The sequence below is a fragment of the Streptomyces sp. NPDC037083 genome (assembly GCF_055606485.1).
Genome location: NZ_JBVJSQ010000017.1, coordinates 45,653 through 59,984 on the forward strand (window position 1 = coordinate 45,653; position 14,332 = coordinate 59,984).

Sequence of the window (14,332 nt, forward strand, 5' to 3'; positions counted from 1 at the left end):
CAGGCCCGATCTTGAGGGAATGGCCGGTTCCGGACCGTCCACTGACTGGGACGCCGGCACGGTTCAGCGACGTCGGCGCGCCAGCAGCAGCGCGGCCCCGGCGGCGAGGAGGACGGCGGTGGCGGCGGCGAGCACGGCGGGCGAGCTGAGTCCGGTGCGGGCGAGTTCCTCGGCTTCGTCGGCGAGGGAGAGACGGCCGGTGTCGCCGGCGGAGGCGTCGGGCCGCGGGGTGGGGGCGGCCGAGGGGGCGGCTGTGGGGGCGGCTGTGGGATCGGCCGCGGAACCGGTCGTGGGATCGGCCGCGGAACCGGCCGAGGGATCGGCCGCGGGATCGTCCGTGTCGGGGCCGGAACCGGCTTCGACCGCGAAGCGGTAGTCGTTCGACTGCCCGATCCAGTCGCCGTCGTCGCCGTGCCGCTGGACGACCGCCGCGTTGGCGGTGACGGCGTTGGGGACGGCGTCCGAGGTGAGGGCGAGGCGCAGCTTGACGGTGAGGGTCCGGCCGGGGCCGACGGTGAACCCGGGGAAGCCGCCGGGACCGTCGGCGGGGCCGCCGGTGAAGACGCCGACGAGTTCGTCGTCGTCCGTGGCCTCGAAGCGGACGGGGTGCGGCTGCCCGCCCGCGAAGAACTCCAGCCGCGGCTGGGACGGCTTCAGGGCGCGTCCGGCGTCGACCAGGACGACCACCGGGTGGATCGCGTCGCATGCGCGGCGGGTGGTGTTGGTGAGGTCGAGGTACCAGACGCCGAATCCGCCGCCGGCCCGGTACGAGTCGGGGCCGCCGTGCAGGCGGGTGGTCAGGGGGAACGCACCGGCGGCGGGGCCCGCACAACTCGGGCCGGCTTCCGCGTGGGCGGGCGCGGGGAGGAGGGCGGCGGCCGCGGCGAGGCAGAGGGAGACAGGCGGGCACAGTCGCATGAACACGTGAGCCTGCCCGACACCCGGCCCCGCCCCCCGACAACACACCGCACGACCGTCCGAACCCCCTCGTTCGGACGAGCATCCGACACTCGGAACGGCGTGCCGCCAACGATCAGCGGGCGGCACCGAGCAGGGGACGGTGGCGGGCTGTGCTCCTCCGGGCGGTGGTGGGCCGTGGCGGGCTGGATGGTGGGTGGCGTCAGCCGGATCCGCGGCCGAACAAGGGGGCCAGGAGCAGTTGGGCCGCGCCGAGCGCCACGGCTCGGGTTCCGTGGGGGGCGAGGCGCACCTGGACGGCGTCCTGCGGGGAGCCCTCGCGGCGGGCTCGGGCGTCGAGGACGGCCCTGACCCCCTGGAGGAAGGGCTCGGGGGCGGCCGCGATCGTGCGGCCGCCCAGCAGCACGGCGTCGATGTCGAGCAGCCCGGCCAGGTTCGCGGCGCCCTCCCCGAGGACACGCGCCGCCTCGCCGACGTCGCCCCGGCCGATGGCCGCCAGGCACAGCGCCTCGACGCAGCCCCGGTTGCCGCAGGAGCAGGGCGGCCCGTCCAGCTGGATGACCTGGTGTCCGAACTCGCCCGCGCCGGTGCGGGCACCCCGGTGCAGGGTCCCGCCGATGACGAGGCCCGCGCCGAGGCCGGTGCCCAGGTACAGGCAGGCGAAGGAGCCGCGCTCACCGCCGACGGCGAGACCGAGCGCGGCCGCGTTGGTGTCCTTGTCGACGACCACCGGCGCCCCGAGTCGCTCCGCCAGCGCGTCCCGCAGCGGGAACCCGTCCCACTCGGGGAAGCCGGTGACCCGGTGCAGCACCCCGTGGGCATGGTCGAGCGGGCCGGGGAGGGCCACGCCGACGCCGAGCAGGGCCGGCGCGCTGGCCGCCGCGGGGCCCGCCGGAGTGCGGGGGTGGTCGGCGGGAACGTCGCCGAGGACCTCCGCGACCTCCCGCACCACCGCCCCCAGGACCGCCTCCGCGCCCGCCCCCAGCGACAGCGGCACACACCGCTCGCCCACCGCCCGCCCGTCGAGATCGGCCAGCACCACCCGCAGCTCGTCCCGGTCGAGGTGGACGCCGACCGCGTGGCCCGCCTCCGGCACCAGCCGCAGCACCGTGCGCGGTTTGCCGCCGGTCGACGCGCGGTGCCCCGCCTCCGCCGCCAGCCCCTCCTGCCGCAGCCTGGCGGTGATCTTGCTGACCGCCTGCGGGGTGAGCCCGGTGCGCTCGGCGAGTTCCAGCCGGCTGATGCCGTCCGGTCCCGCCGTGCGCAGCAGGTCGAGCACGAGCGCGGTGTTGTGGCTGCGCAGAGCCAGAAGGTTGACGCCTCCGTCCGTCCTGTTCACGACCCCATTCTCCCCCCTGCTTGCACTTTGGCAACAGCGTTGCGAAAGTGGGGACCATGACAGGTACTCCTCTCCGCGTGGGCCTGGTCGGCTACGGCCTCGCCGGCTCGGTCTTCCACGCCCCGCTGATCGCCGCCACCGAGGGCCTCGCCCTGGACACGGTGGTCACCTCGAACCCCGAGCGGCAGGAGCAGGCCCGCGCCGAGTTCCCGGACGTGCGCGTCGCCGCCACCGCCGACGACCTCCTCGCCCGCGCCGACGAGCTGGACCTGGTCGTCATCGCGTCCCCGAACAAGACGCACGTCCCGCTCGCGACCGCCGCCCTGGAGGCCGGTCTGCCGGTGGTCGTCGACAAGCCGGTGGCGGGCACGGCCGCCGAGGCCCGCGAGCTGGCAGCCCTCGCCGAGGAGCGCGGGCTGCTGCTCTCGGTCTTCCAGAACCGCCGCTGGGACAACGACTTCCTGACCCTCCGCCGCCTGCTGGACGAGGGCGAGCTGGGCGACGTGTGGCGCTTCGAGTCCCGGTTCGAGCGGTGGCGGCCGCAGCCCAAGGGCGGCTGGCGGGAGTCCGGTGACCCCGCAGAGATCGGAGGTCTCCTCTTCGACCTCGGCAGTCACGTCGTCGACCAGGCGCTGGTCCTCTTCGGCCCCGTCGTCGGCGTGTACGCCGAGGCGGACGTCCGCCGGCCGGGCGCGGAGACCGACGACGACACCTTCGTCGCGCTGACCCACGCGAACGGCGTCCGCTCCCACCTCTACGTCTCGGCGACGACCGCCCAACTCGGCCCGCGTCTGCGGGTGCTGGGCTCGAAGGCGGGCTATGCGAAGTACGGCCTGGACCCGCAGGAGGCGGCCCTGCGGGAGGGCGAGCGGCCGGGCACGACGGCGGACTGGGGCACGGAGCCCGAGGAGCTGTGGGGCCGACTGGGCTCCGGCGAGTCCCCGCTGACCGGCGGCGGACGACCCGTTCGGACCCTCCCCGGCGACTACCCGGCCTACTACGCTGCGGTGGCCAAGGCACTGATCGACGGCGGCCCCAACCCGGTGACCGCCCTCGAGGCGGCCGCCGCCCTCGACGTCCTGGAGGCGGCCCGCCGCTCGGCACGAGACAAGGTGGCGGTGACGCTGTAATGGGCTCCCACGAGATCACCCCGAAGTTCACCCCGGAGATCACCCCGACCCTGGAGGAGCTGCAGGCGCAGGAACGGCGACTGGTCTTCCGCCAGTTCACGCACGACGACGCGTGGGCCCTCGGCTCCCTCCTGGTGGAACTGGCCCGCGAGCGCCAGGCGCCGGTCGCCGTCGACATCCATCGCGCCGGCCAGCAGCTCTTCCACGCGGCCCTGCCCGGCTCGGCGCCCGACAACGACGCCTGGATCGCCCGCAAGCGCCGGGTGGTGGAACGCTTCGGCGCCTCCTCCTACCTGGTCGGCTCCCGCTGCCGCGCCAAGGGCACGACGTTCGAGGAGTCCTCCCGGCTGGACCCGGACGAGTACGCGGCCCACGGCGGCTCCTTCCCGATCAACGTGGAGGGCGTGGGCGTGGTGGGCGCGGTGACGGTGTCGGGCCTGCCCCAGCTCGAGGACCACAGGTTCGTGGTGGCGGCCCTGGAGCAGTTCCTGAAGGTCTGATGAATCCGGGGCCGCTCGGGGAATGACGGTCGGGCCCCCTCCGGTTGGCACCTGCTGTACACGTGATGATCACGGGCGCAGCGCCCCCTTCCGGAGGGACCGGTCACCGATGAGCAAGGCGTTGAAGGAGACAGTCGGGCGGTACGGCGTGTGGAGCGTCGGCCTGCGCTCCGAGGACCCGGCCCGGCGCGGCGAACTCGCCGAGGCCGCCGCGGAGCTGGAGGAACTCGGTTACGGCGCCCTCTGGCTCGGCGGCAGCAGCGCGACCCACCACGCCGTCCCGCTCGTGGGGGCGACCTCGCGCATGGCCGTCGGCACCAGCATCCAGAGCATCTGGCAGTACGGGCCCGCCGACAGCGCCGCCGCTTTCGCCGACCTGGAAGCCGCCCACCCCGGCCGCTTCGTCCTGGGACTCGGGGTGAGCCACGCCCAGCGTGCGGAGCAGTACCGCCGGCCCTACTCGGCCCTGGTCTCCTACCTCGACGCGCAGGACGCGGCGGGCATGCCCGCGGACCGCCGGGTGCTGGCGGCCCTCGGCCCCCGGTCGCTGGAGCTGACCCGGGACCGGGCCGGCGGCGCGATCCCCTACCTGGTCACCCCGGAGCACACCGCGCACGCCCGCGGGATACTCGGCGAAGGCCCGCTCCTCGCACCCGAGCTGGGGGTCGTCCTGGAGAAGGATCCGACCCGCGCCCGCACGCTGGCCCGCGAGTTCCTCGCCCTCTACCTCTCCCTGCCGAACTACACCGGCAACTTCCTCCGGCACGGCTTCACCGAGGACGACCTGGCCGACGGCGGCAGCGACCGCCTGGTCGACGCGCTGTTCGCCTGGGGCGACGAGGACGGCGTCCTCGCCCGGATCACCGCCTTCCAGGAGGCGGGCGCGGATCACGTGGCACTGCAGGTGATCGACGAGGGATCGCGCGACGGCCTCCCGAGGGAGGCCTGGCGCACCCTCGCCGCCCTGCTGGGCTGAGGGAGGCGGGGGCGCATCGTCCGGGGGTGGGGCCGAGGCACCAGGGGTCGGGCCCCGGCCGCTGAGGAGCGCCTATGCGTCCTTGAACTCCTGGCGCTGGCGGCCGAGCCCCTCGATCTCCAGCTCGACGACGTCCCCGGCCCGCAGGAACGGCTTCGGCTCGGGCTCCCCGAGGGCCACCCCCGCCGGCGTCCCGGTGTTGATGACGTCACCGGGGTACAGGGTCATGAACTGGCTGACGTACCGCACGACCTCTCCCACGGGGAAGATCTGCTCGGCCGTGGTCCCGTCCTGCTTCAGCACCCCGTTGACCCAGAGCCGCAGGGAGAGGTCCTGCGGGTCGGCGACCTCGTCGGCCGTCACCAGCCACGGCCCCAGCGGGTTGAACGTCTCGCAGTTCTTCCCCTTGTCCCAGGTGCCGCCGCGCTCGATCTGGAACTCCCGCTCGGACACGTCGTGCGCGACGGCGTACCCGGCGACGTGGGCGAGCCCGTCCTGCGCCGACTCCAGATAGCGGGCCGTGTGCCCGATGACGACCGCCAGCTCCACTTCCCAGTCGGTCTTGGCCGAGCCGCGCGGCACCAGGACGGTGTCGTAGGGCCCCACGACCGTGTCCGCCGCCTTGAAGAAGATCACGGGCTCGGCGGGTGCCTCGGCCCCCGTCTCGCGGGCGTGGTCGTGGTAGTTCAGCCCGATGCACACGATCTTGCCGATCCGGGCCAGCGGCGGTCCGATCCGCAGTCCGGTCGCGTCCAGCGCCGGCAGTTCCCCGGACTCGGCGGCGGCGCGGACCCGGCCGAGCGCCCCGTCGTCGGCGAGCAGCGCCCCGTCGATGTCCGGGACGACCCCGGAGAGGTCCCGCAGGACCCCCTCGGAGTCGAGCAGCGCGGGTCGCTCCGATCCCGCCGTACCGACTCGCAGCAGCTTCATGGTGACTGTCTCCCTCGGATCGCTGGGCGTCCGCCGACGGGTGCAGCCATCGGATGACTGGTCGATCCTCCAGACTGGGCGTCCACTCCGCAATACCTGGTTCACGTACTGGACCGTCACCAGGCCCGGCCTCTCACCCGCGCCCGACCCTCAGCGGTACAGGACCGCTCGTTCGACCGCGCTCCAGGTCGTGGAGGTGATCACGTAGAGCGCGGCGGCCAGCGGTACGACGGCCACGGTGACCAGGGTGAAGAAGGACATGAACGGCATGACCCTGGTGAGGGCGGCGGCTCCGGGGACGTCCTGCCCGCCGGTCTCGGGCAGCGGCATCCGCTTGGTGCGCCGGTAGTTGAAGGAGGCGACGGCGGCCACGAGGGCGAACAGCCCGAGATAGACCAGCCCAGCCCCGCCGAACACCCCGTCCCCGGCCAGCGCGTCCGTCCAGCGGTCACCGAGGGGCGCGGCGAACAGCCGGTGGCCGAGCAGCCCGTTGGCCGCGCCGCCGATCGAAGAGCTGGAGAAGACGTGGTAGAGCACGAAGAACGCGGGGAGCTGGAGCAGGCTGGGCAGGCAGCCGGAGAGCGGCGAGACCTTCTCCTCGGCGTGCAGTTCCAGTACCGCCCGCTGGAGCTTCTCGGGGTTCGCGGCGTGCTTCTTCCGCAGCTCGGCGATCTTCGGCTGCAGGGCCGTGCGGGCCTTCTGCCCACGGGCGGCCGCGCGGGACAGGGGGTGGACGAGGAGTCGCACGAGTGCGGTGAACAGGACGATGGCGGCGGCCGCAGCGGCCGTGCCGAACAGGGGCTGGAGCAGGTCGGCGAGGTGCTCGACCAGGCTGGCGAAAACGGACATGGGTGAGGAGCCCTCCGTGGGTCTCGTCGTGCCGGCAGTTCAGGAATGCGGCATGACGACCCGCGCGGGGTCACAGGGATCAAGCGGTGTGTGCGCCCTACGCGACGGTCGTCGGGAGGGCGTGGCCGGGGGCCCTGGGGCGGGGCCGGCCGGAGGCGTCGGGATCGCGCTGCGGCAGGAAGGCCGTACGGCGGGCCCGGTCCCTGATGGCCGTACGCACCCGGGTGGGCGGCACGGCGGGGGCGCTGCGCGCGGCGACGAGAGTGCAGACGGCGAGCGCGGAACCGGCCGCGGCGGTCGCGGCGAGCGCGACGGCGGCCGAGACGGCCGAGAGGCCGCCGGCGTCCAGAAGGAGGACGTCCATGACGAGCAGCAGGAGGAGCGGCGCGGAACGCGAGCCGAACCGGTCACGGAACACGCTTCCCACTCCCCCTTCGTACGTCGTCGGTACTCGGTTGTGCCTCACGTACGCCTCGCGGCGTGTACCTCACGGTTTATACCTCACTTCGGCAGCCCGGAGCAGCTTGTATCAAGTGTTTGACACAAGATCCCGCCCACGGCATCTTGTACTCACCTCTTGTACTCACCGCTTGATACAAGCACTCGCCGGGGGACCAGAAATGCTCGACACCGTCTCGCCAGAACGCCTGCTGGCCCGCGCCGACCTCTGCGCCCGCTGGGCCGGGCTGGCACTGGGCGCCGTGGTCGCCCAACGGCTGGGGGCCTGGGACAGTGACGACCTCGCCATGCGCTTCCTCAGCGCGATCACCGCGTTCGGTCTGTGCGCGGTCGGCGGCGTCCTGCTCGGGGACTCCCTCACCCCGGCGCCCCAGGAGGCGGTCCGCACCGCCGGCCTCGCGCCGCGCCGCGTCCGCGACCACGTGCCGCCCCGGATGGCCCCGCTGCTGCTCTTCCAGACGGCGTGCCTCCTCGTCCTCCTGGCGATCGGCACGTTCGTCGCCTCCCCCGACGCCGCCGGGCGCACGGGCCGGGCGATCACCGTCACCTGCCGGAGCGTGACCAGACCCCTGGGGCCCTGGCCCGGGCTCTACTACGCCACCCCCCTCCTGGCCTCCCTCGCCGTCGGCACCGCCGCCTGCGTCTGGGCCCTGCGCCGCATCGCCCACCGCCCCGGCGACAACCAGCAGCGCCACGACCGCTCGTGGGCGATCACCGCCGCCTGGGGGCTCCTGGTCTCCAGCCAGCTGCTGATCGTCCTCGGGATGATCGGCAGGGTGCTGTCCCGCACGACCTGCGCCGGCATGCTGGGCAACATCACCGCGCTGGTGATCTACCCGCTGAGCCTGGTGACCCTGTTCTCCCTGGGATGGTGCCTGTTCACCATCGTCGTGCCCCGGGCCGTCGGCGATGAGTGAACCGGCCGTCCGCGTGGACACCACCAGCCAGGTGCCGCCGTTCGAGCAGATCCGCGCCCAGCTCGCCGCCCTGATCGTCACCGGCCGGCTGACCGAGGGCGAACGGCTGCCGACCGTACGCCAGCTCGCCGCCGACCTGGGCCTGGCGCCGGGCACCGTGGCCCGCGCCTACCGCGAGCTGGAGGCCGCCGAGCTCATCCGCACCCGTCGCGGCGCGGGCACCCGGGTGGCGGCGCCCCCTGCCGAACCCGCCCACCCCGACCCCGGTCGACTGGCCATGCTGGCACGCGACTTCACCGCCTCCGCCCGTGCCCTGGGCGCCGACACCGAGGCCGTCCTGACCGCCGTCCGGGAGGCCCTGGAGGAGGGGACGTAGACGCCGGCCCGCCGCACCCCCGGCCGGAAACCGCGGGACGGACCGCAACCGCCGACCATGTTCGGCGGCTCTTCCTGACCATGCACACGCACATCCAGCGCGGGATCACACACCGTGCCGCGGCAGCCGTCGCCCGCGCTCTTGCCGTCGTCGGCCGCGCTCTTGCCGTCGTCGGCCGCGCTCTCGCCGTCGTCGTCCGGCAGCTGACGCGCTTCGCCTGGGTGCAGGCGCGGTGCTGCGCGTTCGCGGTCGCGTTGTTCGGCGGCATGGCGGCCTCCAAGCTGGCGCCGTCCCTCCCGGTGGCCCGCTACGACCTCCTGCTCGTCTACGGCGTGCTGCTCACCGCGGTGGGCTACCTGCTCGGCTGGGAGACCCGGCGGGAGGTCGCCGTCGTTGCCGCCTGCCATGTCCTCGGGCTCGCCTTCGAGCTGGTCAAGGTGCGGGTGGGGTCGTGGAGCTACCCCGAGTCCGGGCTGACCAGGATCGCCGGGGTCCCGCTGTACGGCGGGTTCATGTACGCGGCCGTCGGCAGCTACGTCTGCCGGTCCTGGCGTCTGCTCGACCTGTCCCTGACCGGCTACCGCGCCCGCGTCACCGCAGCGACCGCCGTCGGCCTGTACGTCAACTTCCTGAGCCACCACTGGCTGCCCGACCTGCGCCTGCCCCTCGGCGCCCTGCTGCTCGCCGCGACGGCGGGGACGTGGGTCCACTTCACGGTCGGGAGACTGCGCCACCGCATGCCGCTGGCGCTCGCCTTCGCGCTGATCGGCTTCTTCCTCTGGCTGGCCGAGAACGTCGCCACCTACCTCGGGGCCTGGGCCTACCCGTCCCAGCTCCACGGCTGGGAACCGGTCCCGGTGTCCAAGTGGGTCTCCTGGGCCCTTCTGATCAGCGTCACGTTCGTCATCTGCGGGGCCCGTCGACGCGACGGAGCCCTATCCGCGAGGAAGGGCCGCGGCCAGCTTGCCCCACACGACCAGTCGGTACCGGGAGGTGTACTCGGGCGTGCAGGTGGTGAGGGTGAGGTATCGGCCGGGGGTGTCGTAGCCGTAGGCGGGCCGGGTGAGGGACCGGGGCACGGGCCGGATGACGCCCGCGTCGCGCGGTGAGGTCTGCGGGAGGATCCCGTCGACGACGTAGGTGTAGGTCGCGTTCCGGGTCGCCACCTCCACCTTGTCGCCCTTCCGCAGACGGTTCAGGTACCGGAAGGGCTCGCCGTGGGTGTTGCGATGCCCGGCGACCGCGAAGTTGCCGGCCTGGCCCGGCTGCTGACTGCCCGCGTAGTGGCCGGCGTACCCCTTGTTGAGGACGTCGCGCTTGCTCGTGCCCTCGGCGACGGGGACCCGGAGGCCGAGGCGCGGGATGCGCAGCACGGCGTAGGCCTGTGAGGCCCGCGGCGATTCCGCGGACGGCCCCTGCCCCGCGCCTCCGCCGGACCCCGCGGCCGCACCGCCGCCGCCCTGAGAACCGTCGCCGGAGCCCGCGTCCGCGCCTGCCCCGCGGTCCGAGTCCGAGCCGGAGTCGGGACCGGAGCCGCCGTCCCTGGCGCCGCCCTCGCCGTCGGCGATCCCCCACTCCCGCTCCAGCGCCTCCACCCTGCGCTCGGCGCCGTCCTTGGCCTCCCGGTTGGTCCACCACAGCTGGTGCACGACGAGGAGCAGCACCAACACCCCGGCGGTGACGAGCAGTTCGGCGCCGGTCCAGAGCACCCGCCGGTACCGGGCGCGCCGCCGCCGGGTGCTGTGCTGTACGAGGGGAATCCGCACGCGGGCACGATAGGCGGCGGGGGACGAGGTCTGAAGACCGTTCGCCTCCCCGAACCCGTCCGCCTCCTTCCTCCACAGGTTTGAGAAAGGGCTGTCAGAACTCTCGACAACACCACGGACCGCGCCCGATGCTTCGTGACGCACTCACGCACTCACGCACTCACGCACTGCCGCACCGTGGCACTCGGCCACTGGGGCAGGGCTGCACTGGGGGCACTGGGGCACTGCTGCATTCAGGCACTGAGGCACTGCCGCCCGAACCGCACCACCGCACCACTGCCCGACCGCACCGCCGCATCACCGCACCGCCGAAGAACCGATGTCCCAATGCCCAGTTGACCCGCGCCGCGGCCCGCCCCGCTCCGCACCGCCCCAGAGCTCGATGTGCTGACGCATCCGACGACGCCGCTCGGGACGACCGGCCGCCGTTCGCTGTCATGAACATGAAGTGGAGAAGCCATGATCCGACGCAGGACACTGCTCGCGGCCACCGGCGGCGCGCTCCTCACCGGCGCCCTCACGACGGGCACCGCGCGGGCCGACGCGACGATCGCCGTCAACCCCTCCACGACGTACGGCACATGGGAGGGCTGGGGCACCTCCCTGGCCTGGTGGGCGAACGTCTTCGGCGCCCGGGAGGACTTCGCCGACATCTTCTTCACGACCAAGTCGGTTTCCTACAACGGCAGGACGCTTCCCGGCCTCGGCCTCAACATCGCCCGCTACAACCTGGGCGCATGCAGCTGGAACACGGTGGGCGGCGCCTCGATGGCGGTCTCCCCCAACATCCCCGGCTTCAAGCAGATCGAGGGCTACTGGCAGGACTGGAACAACGAGGACCCCACGTCATCCGCCTGGGACTGGACCGCGGACGCCAACCAGCGGGCGATGCTGCAGAAGGCGGTCTCGCGGGGCGCGACGACGGAGCTGTTCGCCAACTCCCCCATGTGGTGGATGTGCCTGAACCACAACCCCTCCGGTGCCTCGGACGGCGGCAACAACCTCCAGTCCTGGAACTACCGCCAGCACGCCTCCCACCTTGCGGCGGTCGCGCTCTACGCGAAGTCGAACTGGGGCGTGAACTTCGCGACGGTCGACCCCTTCAACGAGCCGTCGTCGTCCTGGTGGACGGCGACCGGCACACAGGAGGGCTGTCACATGGACGCTGCCGTCCAGTCGGCCGTACTCCCCCACATGCGCAGCGAGTTGGACAAGCGCGGGCTGACGGCGACGAAGATCTCGGCGTCGGACGAGACGAACTACGACCTCGCCCGGACCACCTGGAACTCCTTCACGTCGACGACGAAGGGGTATGTGAACCGGGTCAACGTCCACGGCTACCAGGGCTCGGGCGGCCGCAGGGACCTGCTGTACACGGACGTGGTGACGACCGCCCGCAAGGCGCTGTGGAACTCCGAGACCGGCGACAAGGACGGCACCGGTCTGACCATGGCGAGCAACCTGCTCTACGACTTCCGCTGGCTGCACCCGACGGCGTGGGTCTACTGGCAGGTCATGGACCCGTCGTCGGGCTGGGCGATGATCGCCTACGACCCGAACACGCTGGCGGCGGGCGCGGTCACCACGAAGTACTACGTGATGGCCCAGTTCAGCCGTCACATCCGCCCCGGCATGACGATCCTCGACACGGGTGTGAGCTACGCCGCGGCGGCGATCGACAGGACGGCCGGACGCCTGGTGATCGTGGCCGCCAACACCTCCTCCTCGGCCCAGACCCTGACCTTCGACCTGTCCCGCTTCACCACGGTGACGGGTGGGACGTCCGGTCTGGTCCCCCGCTGGAACACCGTGACGAACGGCTCCGGCGACCTCTACACACCCCGCTCGGACACCTACCTGAGCGGCAGGACGATCAGCGTGCCGTTCGCGGCGGGCGCGGTGCAGACACTCCAGGTGGACGGGGTGACGATCTGAGGAGCGCGAGCCAGAGGCCGGCCCCTGGCCTGCAGCTATCTCCTTTTTGTCATCGCCGGGCAGTACGGTGTCGTGCATGCGCCCCGACACGCCTGCCGAGAACGTCGACCACACTGCAGAAGCGGCACGCCTGGAGCGGACCGCCGGCCTGTATCCCGAGGACGCGGAGGCCCTGCTGCTGCAGGCCGCGGCCCACCTGGAACTGGCCGGCGACCGCCCCGCCGCGACGACCCTGTACGACCGCCTCCTGTCGTCTTCGGACAGCCTGGAGAACCCCCACCTGATCCGTGCCCTCAAGGCCTCCAACCTGTGGGAGTACGGTCACGAGGCCGAGGCGCGAGCCATCATCGACGGCATCCGCGCCGCGGCCCCGCGCGACCCGGCCCCCTGGGTGATCGTCGCGGAGTCACTGGAGTCCCACGACGAGCTCGAAGCGGCGCAGAAGACGTTCACGGAGGGCGTGACCCTGCTCCTGGCGGACGCCCCGGAGCCCCCGCACGCCTCCCACTCGCTCCTGTTCGGCCGCCACCGCGTCCGCAGGATGCTCGGAGCGGCCCACGACGACTGGGACGTCCTGGCGGACACCCTCCACTCCTCCCCCGTCTCCCTGGACGAACTCCACGACCCCAAGCGGGTCTGGTCCCTGGGCTCGGACAACCCGGCGGAACTGGAGGCGGAGATCTCCCGCCTCCGCGCGGAACTGGGCGCCTACCGCGAGGCCCTGTCCCGCCCGTTCCCGGTGGCGGTCCTGCACTGGCCGACGGGCGAACTGGCAGAGCTGCTCGCCGCGTACCCGACGCTCGAGGCGGAGTACCCCTCGCACGAGGAGCACCTCGCGACGATAGAGGCGTCGCTGAGGGAACTGGCGGCGTCCGGGACCGCCAACCTCGGCATCGTGACCGGCACGGTCCCCTCCTACGAGGCCTTCGCAGCCTCGGAGGGCGCCTCCCCGGCCGACGCGGACCTGCTCCCGCAGTACGCGACGACCCTGGCAGCCCGGGGACGAGCGGTGGGGTGGCCACCGGAGCGGGGGGCGGGGTGCTGGTGCGGGTCGGGGCGGGTTTATGAAGGGTGCCACGGGGTGGGGGCGTAGCAGGTCGGCCCTTCACCGCGATCCGACATAGCCCCGCTTCTTTAACACCCTGTGCGGCCGCCGTGCGCGCTGATGACTCCGGCGACCGGGATCTCGGCTCCTGCGATGAAGGAGGACCGGTCGCCCACCGCGTGCCCCTCCCGAAATCCTCCGGACGCACCTCCCGAGCCGAGCCCGAGGATGACGCACGCGTTGTTGGCCAAGCGGTGGATGTGCCCGTACGTCTCCCGAAGCTCAGCGGCAAGCCGGGCCCACTCGCCTCGCCGGCGACGTCGGGACGCCGACGGTCGCCTTCCGCGCGGGTGTCGGTGGTGATCACTTGGACTGGGTGAGGACCTGGCTTCGGCGGCACCTTGGCCTGGGGCCGGGCCGGTTACTACGACCTTGCCGGGAAGGGAGGAGAGCTGATCCTCATCGAGCGCCCGACGTGCGGGACAACCCAGCTTCGATGGATGAGACGGGTTTGTCGCGTTCGTCCAGCCGCGAGTCGGGACGGGCGAGGCGGCTCCTGGGGTCAGGACCCGCGCAGTGCCTCAAGCGCGCCGGCAGAATACTTCCGTGTCCGGTGCAATTCCGTCCTCCGCCTCCGTCTCCGCCCGAATGAGCCGCCAAGGCTCCCGCGATACGGCCCCAGAGGTCGCTGTGCGACGTCTGCTTCACGGCTCGGGTCTTCGCTACCGGGTCAACGTGCCCGTGCCCGGTATGCCCCGCCGAACCATGGACATCGTCTTCGGCAAAGCCAGGATCGCGATCTTTCTGGACGGTTGCTTCTGGCACGGCTGCCCCGAACACGCAACGCACCCCAAGGCGAACGCGGAGTGGTGGCGAGCCAAGCTGGACAAGAACATGGCGCGCGATATTGAAACGACTGAGCACCTGACCGCCCAGGGGTGGACCGTGCTGCGCTTCTGGGAACACGAGTCGCCTGCAGACGTTGCCGACCGCATCGTCGCCACGCTGGCGGCCAAGCGGCCACCCCGCACGGAGGCCGGTCCCAAGGCCGACTCATCGGGAGTGGCGGGCCCGACAACCAGTCGTGACTCTGTTCCGCTTATCAACAACCCCCTCGACCAATAATGTGTAGGGGTTGCGCAAATGGGTTGCCGACCTGCGCCTCAAGGTGGCCTGCCGTGCCGGCAGGGCT

14 protein-coding genes and 1 pseudogene are annotated in these 14,332 nt (G+C 72.5%); 9 read left to right on the plus strand and 6 right to left on the minus strand.

The features are described from left to right. Positions 1-63: 63 nt before the first annotated feature. Both ACZ7DE_RS35465 and ACZ7DE_RS35470 read right to left on the minus strand, forming a co-directional pair. Positions 64-918 (minus strand): hypothetical protein, encoded by an 855-nt coding sequence (locus ACZ7DE_RS35465; RefSeq protein ID WP_470768652.1) that lies wholly within the window; start codon positions 916-918, stop codon positions 64-66. Positions 919-1,120: 202 nt separating this feature from the next. Beyond that, on the minus strand, positions 1,121-2,257 hold the full coding sequence (locus ACZ7DE_RS35470; RefSeq protein ID WP_470768520.1) for an ROK family transcriptional regulator: 1,137 nt from the start codon (positions 2,255-2,257) through the stop codon (positions 1,121-1,123). A 56-nt stretch (positions 2,258-2,313) separates the two neighbouring features. On the opposite strand from ACZ7DE_RS35470, the gene ACZ7DE_RS35475 reads away from it, so the two are divergent. The 3 genes from ACZ7DE_RS35475 (at position 2,314) to ACZ7DE_RS35485 (ending at position 4,863) form a co-directional block, all read left to right on the plus strand. Then, positions 2,314-3,387: a Gfo/Idh/MocA family protein gene (locus ACZ7DE_RS35475; RefSeq protein WP_470768521.1), complete on the plus strand. Its 1,074-nt coding sequence runs from the start codon at positions 2,314-2,316 to the stop codon at positions 3,385-3,387. Beyond that, on the plus strand, positions 3,387-3,887 hold the full coding sequence (locus tag ACZ7DE_RS35480; protein WP_470768522.1) for a heme-degrading domain-containing protein: 501 nt from the start codon (positions 3,387-3,389) through the stop codon (positions 3,885-3,887). The genes ACZ7DE_RS35475 and ACZ7DE_RS35480 overlap by 1 nt, the downstream gene beginning before the upstream one ends. Positions 3,888-3,996: 109 nt before the next feature. Continuing rightward, positions 3,997-4,863 (plus strand): LLM class F420-dependent oxidoreductase, encoded by an 867-nt coding sequence (locus ACZ7DE_RS35485; protein ID WP_470768523.1) that lies wholly within the window; start codon positions 3,997-3,999, stop codon positions 4,861-4,863. A gap of 72 nt (positions 4,864-4,935) precedes the next feature. Here ACZ7DE_RS35485 and ACZ7DE_RS35490 read toward each other — a convergent pair whose 3' ends face one another. From ACZ7DE_RS35490 to ACZ7DE_RS35500, 3 genes are all read right to left on the minus strand, one after another. Further along, positions 4,936-5,793 (minus strand): fumarylacetoacetate hydrolase family protein, encoded by an 858-nt coding sequence (locus tag ACZ7DE_RS35490; protein ID WP_470768524.1) that lies wholly within the window; start codon positions 5,791-5,793, stop codon positions 4,936-4,938. A 150-nt stretch (positions 5,794-5,943) separates the two neighbouring features. Next, a complete protein-coding gene (locus ACZ7DE_RS35495; RefSeq protein ID WP_470768525.1) occupies positions 5,944-6,642 on the minus strand; it encodes a YidC/Oxa1 family membrane protein insertase in 699 nt (232 codons plus the stop codon). Positions 6,643-6,739: 97 nt separating this feature from the next. Beyond that, positions 6,740-7,006 (minus strand): DUF6412 domain-containing protein, encoded by a 267-nt coding sequence (locus ACZ7DE_RS35500; protein ID WP_470768653.1) that lies wholly within the window; start codon positions 7,004-7,006, stop codon positions 6,740-6,742. 256 nt (positions 7,007-7,262) lie between these two features. Between ACZ7DE_RS35500 and ACZ7DE_RS35505 the strand changes: the two genes are divergently transcribed. The 3 genes and pseudogenes from ACZ7DE_RS35505 to ACZ7DE_RS35515 all read left to right on the plus strand — a co-directional run. Further along, positions 7,263-8,018, plus strand: a complete 756-nt coding sequence (locus ACZ7DE_RS35505) for a hypothetical protein (protein ID WP_470768526.1) — start codon at positions 7,263-7,265, stop codon at positions 8,016-8,018. After that, entirely contained in the window at positions 8,011-8,394 is a 384-nt protein-coding gene (locus ACZ7DE_RS35510) for a GntR family transcriptional regulator (protein ID WP_470768527.1), read from the plus strand. Before ACZ7DE_RS35505 ends, ACZ7DE_RS35510 begins: the two co-directional genes overlap by 8 nt. Positions 8,395-8,474: 80 nt before the next feature. Continuing rightward, a pseudogene (locus tag ACZ7DE_RS35515) lies at positions 8,475-9,236 on the plus strand (DUF817 domain-containing protein); the annotation flags it as partial. Between the two features lie 93 nt (positions 9,237-9,329). Here ACZ7DE_RS35515 and ACZ7DE_RS35520 read toward each other — a convergent pair. Further along, positions 9,330-10,160 (minus strand): class E sortase, encoded by an 831-nt coding sequence (locus ACZ7DE_RS35520; RefSeq protein ID WP_470768528.1) that lies wholly within the window; start codon positions 10,158-10,160, stop codon positions 9,330-9,332. A gap of 459 nt (positions 10,161-10,619) precedes the next feature. On the opposite strand from ACZ7DE_RS35520, the gene ACZ7DE_RS35525 reads away from it, so the two are divergent. From ACZ7DE_RS35525 to ACZ7DE_RS35535, 3 genes are all read left to right on the plus strand, one after another. After that, positions 10,620-12,095, plus strand: a complete 1,476-nt coding sequence (locus ACZ7DE_RS35525; protein ID WP_470768529.1) for a glycoside hydrolase — start codon at positions 10,620-10,622, stop codon at positions 12,093-12,095. 76 nt (positions 12,096-12,171) lie between these two features. Continuing rightward, entirely contained in the window at positions 12,172-13,188 is a 1,017-nt protein-coding gene (locus ACZ7DE_RS35530; protein WP_470768530.1) for an SEC-C domain-containing protein, read from the plus strand. A 600-nt stretch (positions 13,189-13,788) separates the two neighbouring features. After that, positions 13,789-14,265, plus strand: coding sequence for a very short patch repair endonuclease (locus ACZ7DE_RS35535; protein ID WP_470768654.1), 477 nt, complete (start codon positions 13,789-13,791; stop codon positions 14,263-14,265). Positions 14,266-14,332 lie beyond the last annotated feature (67 nt).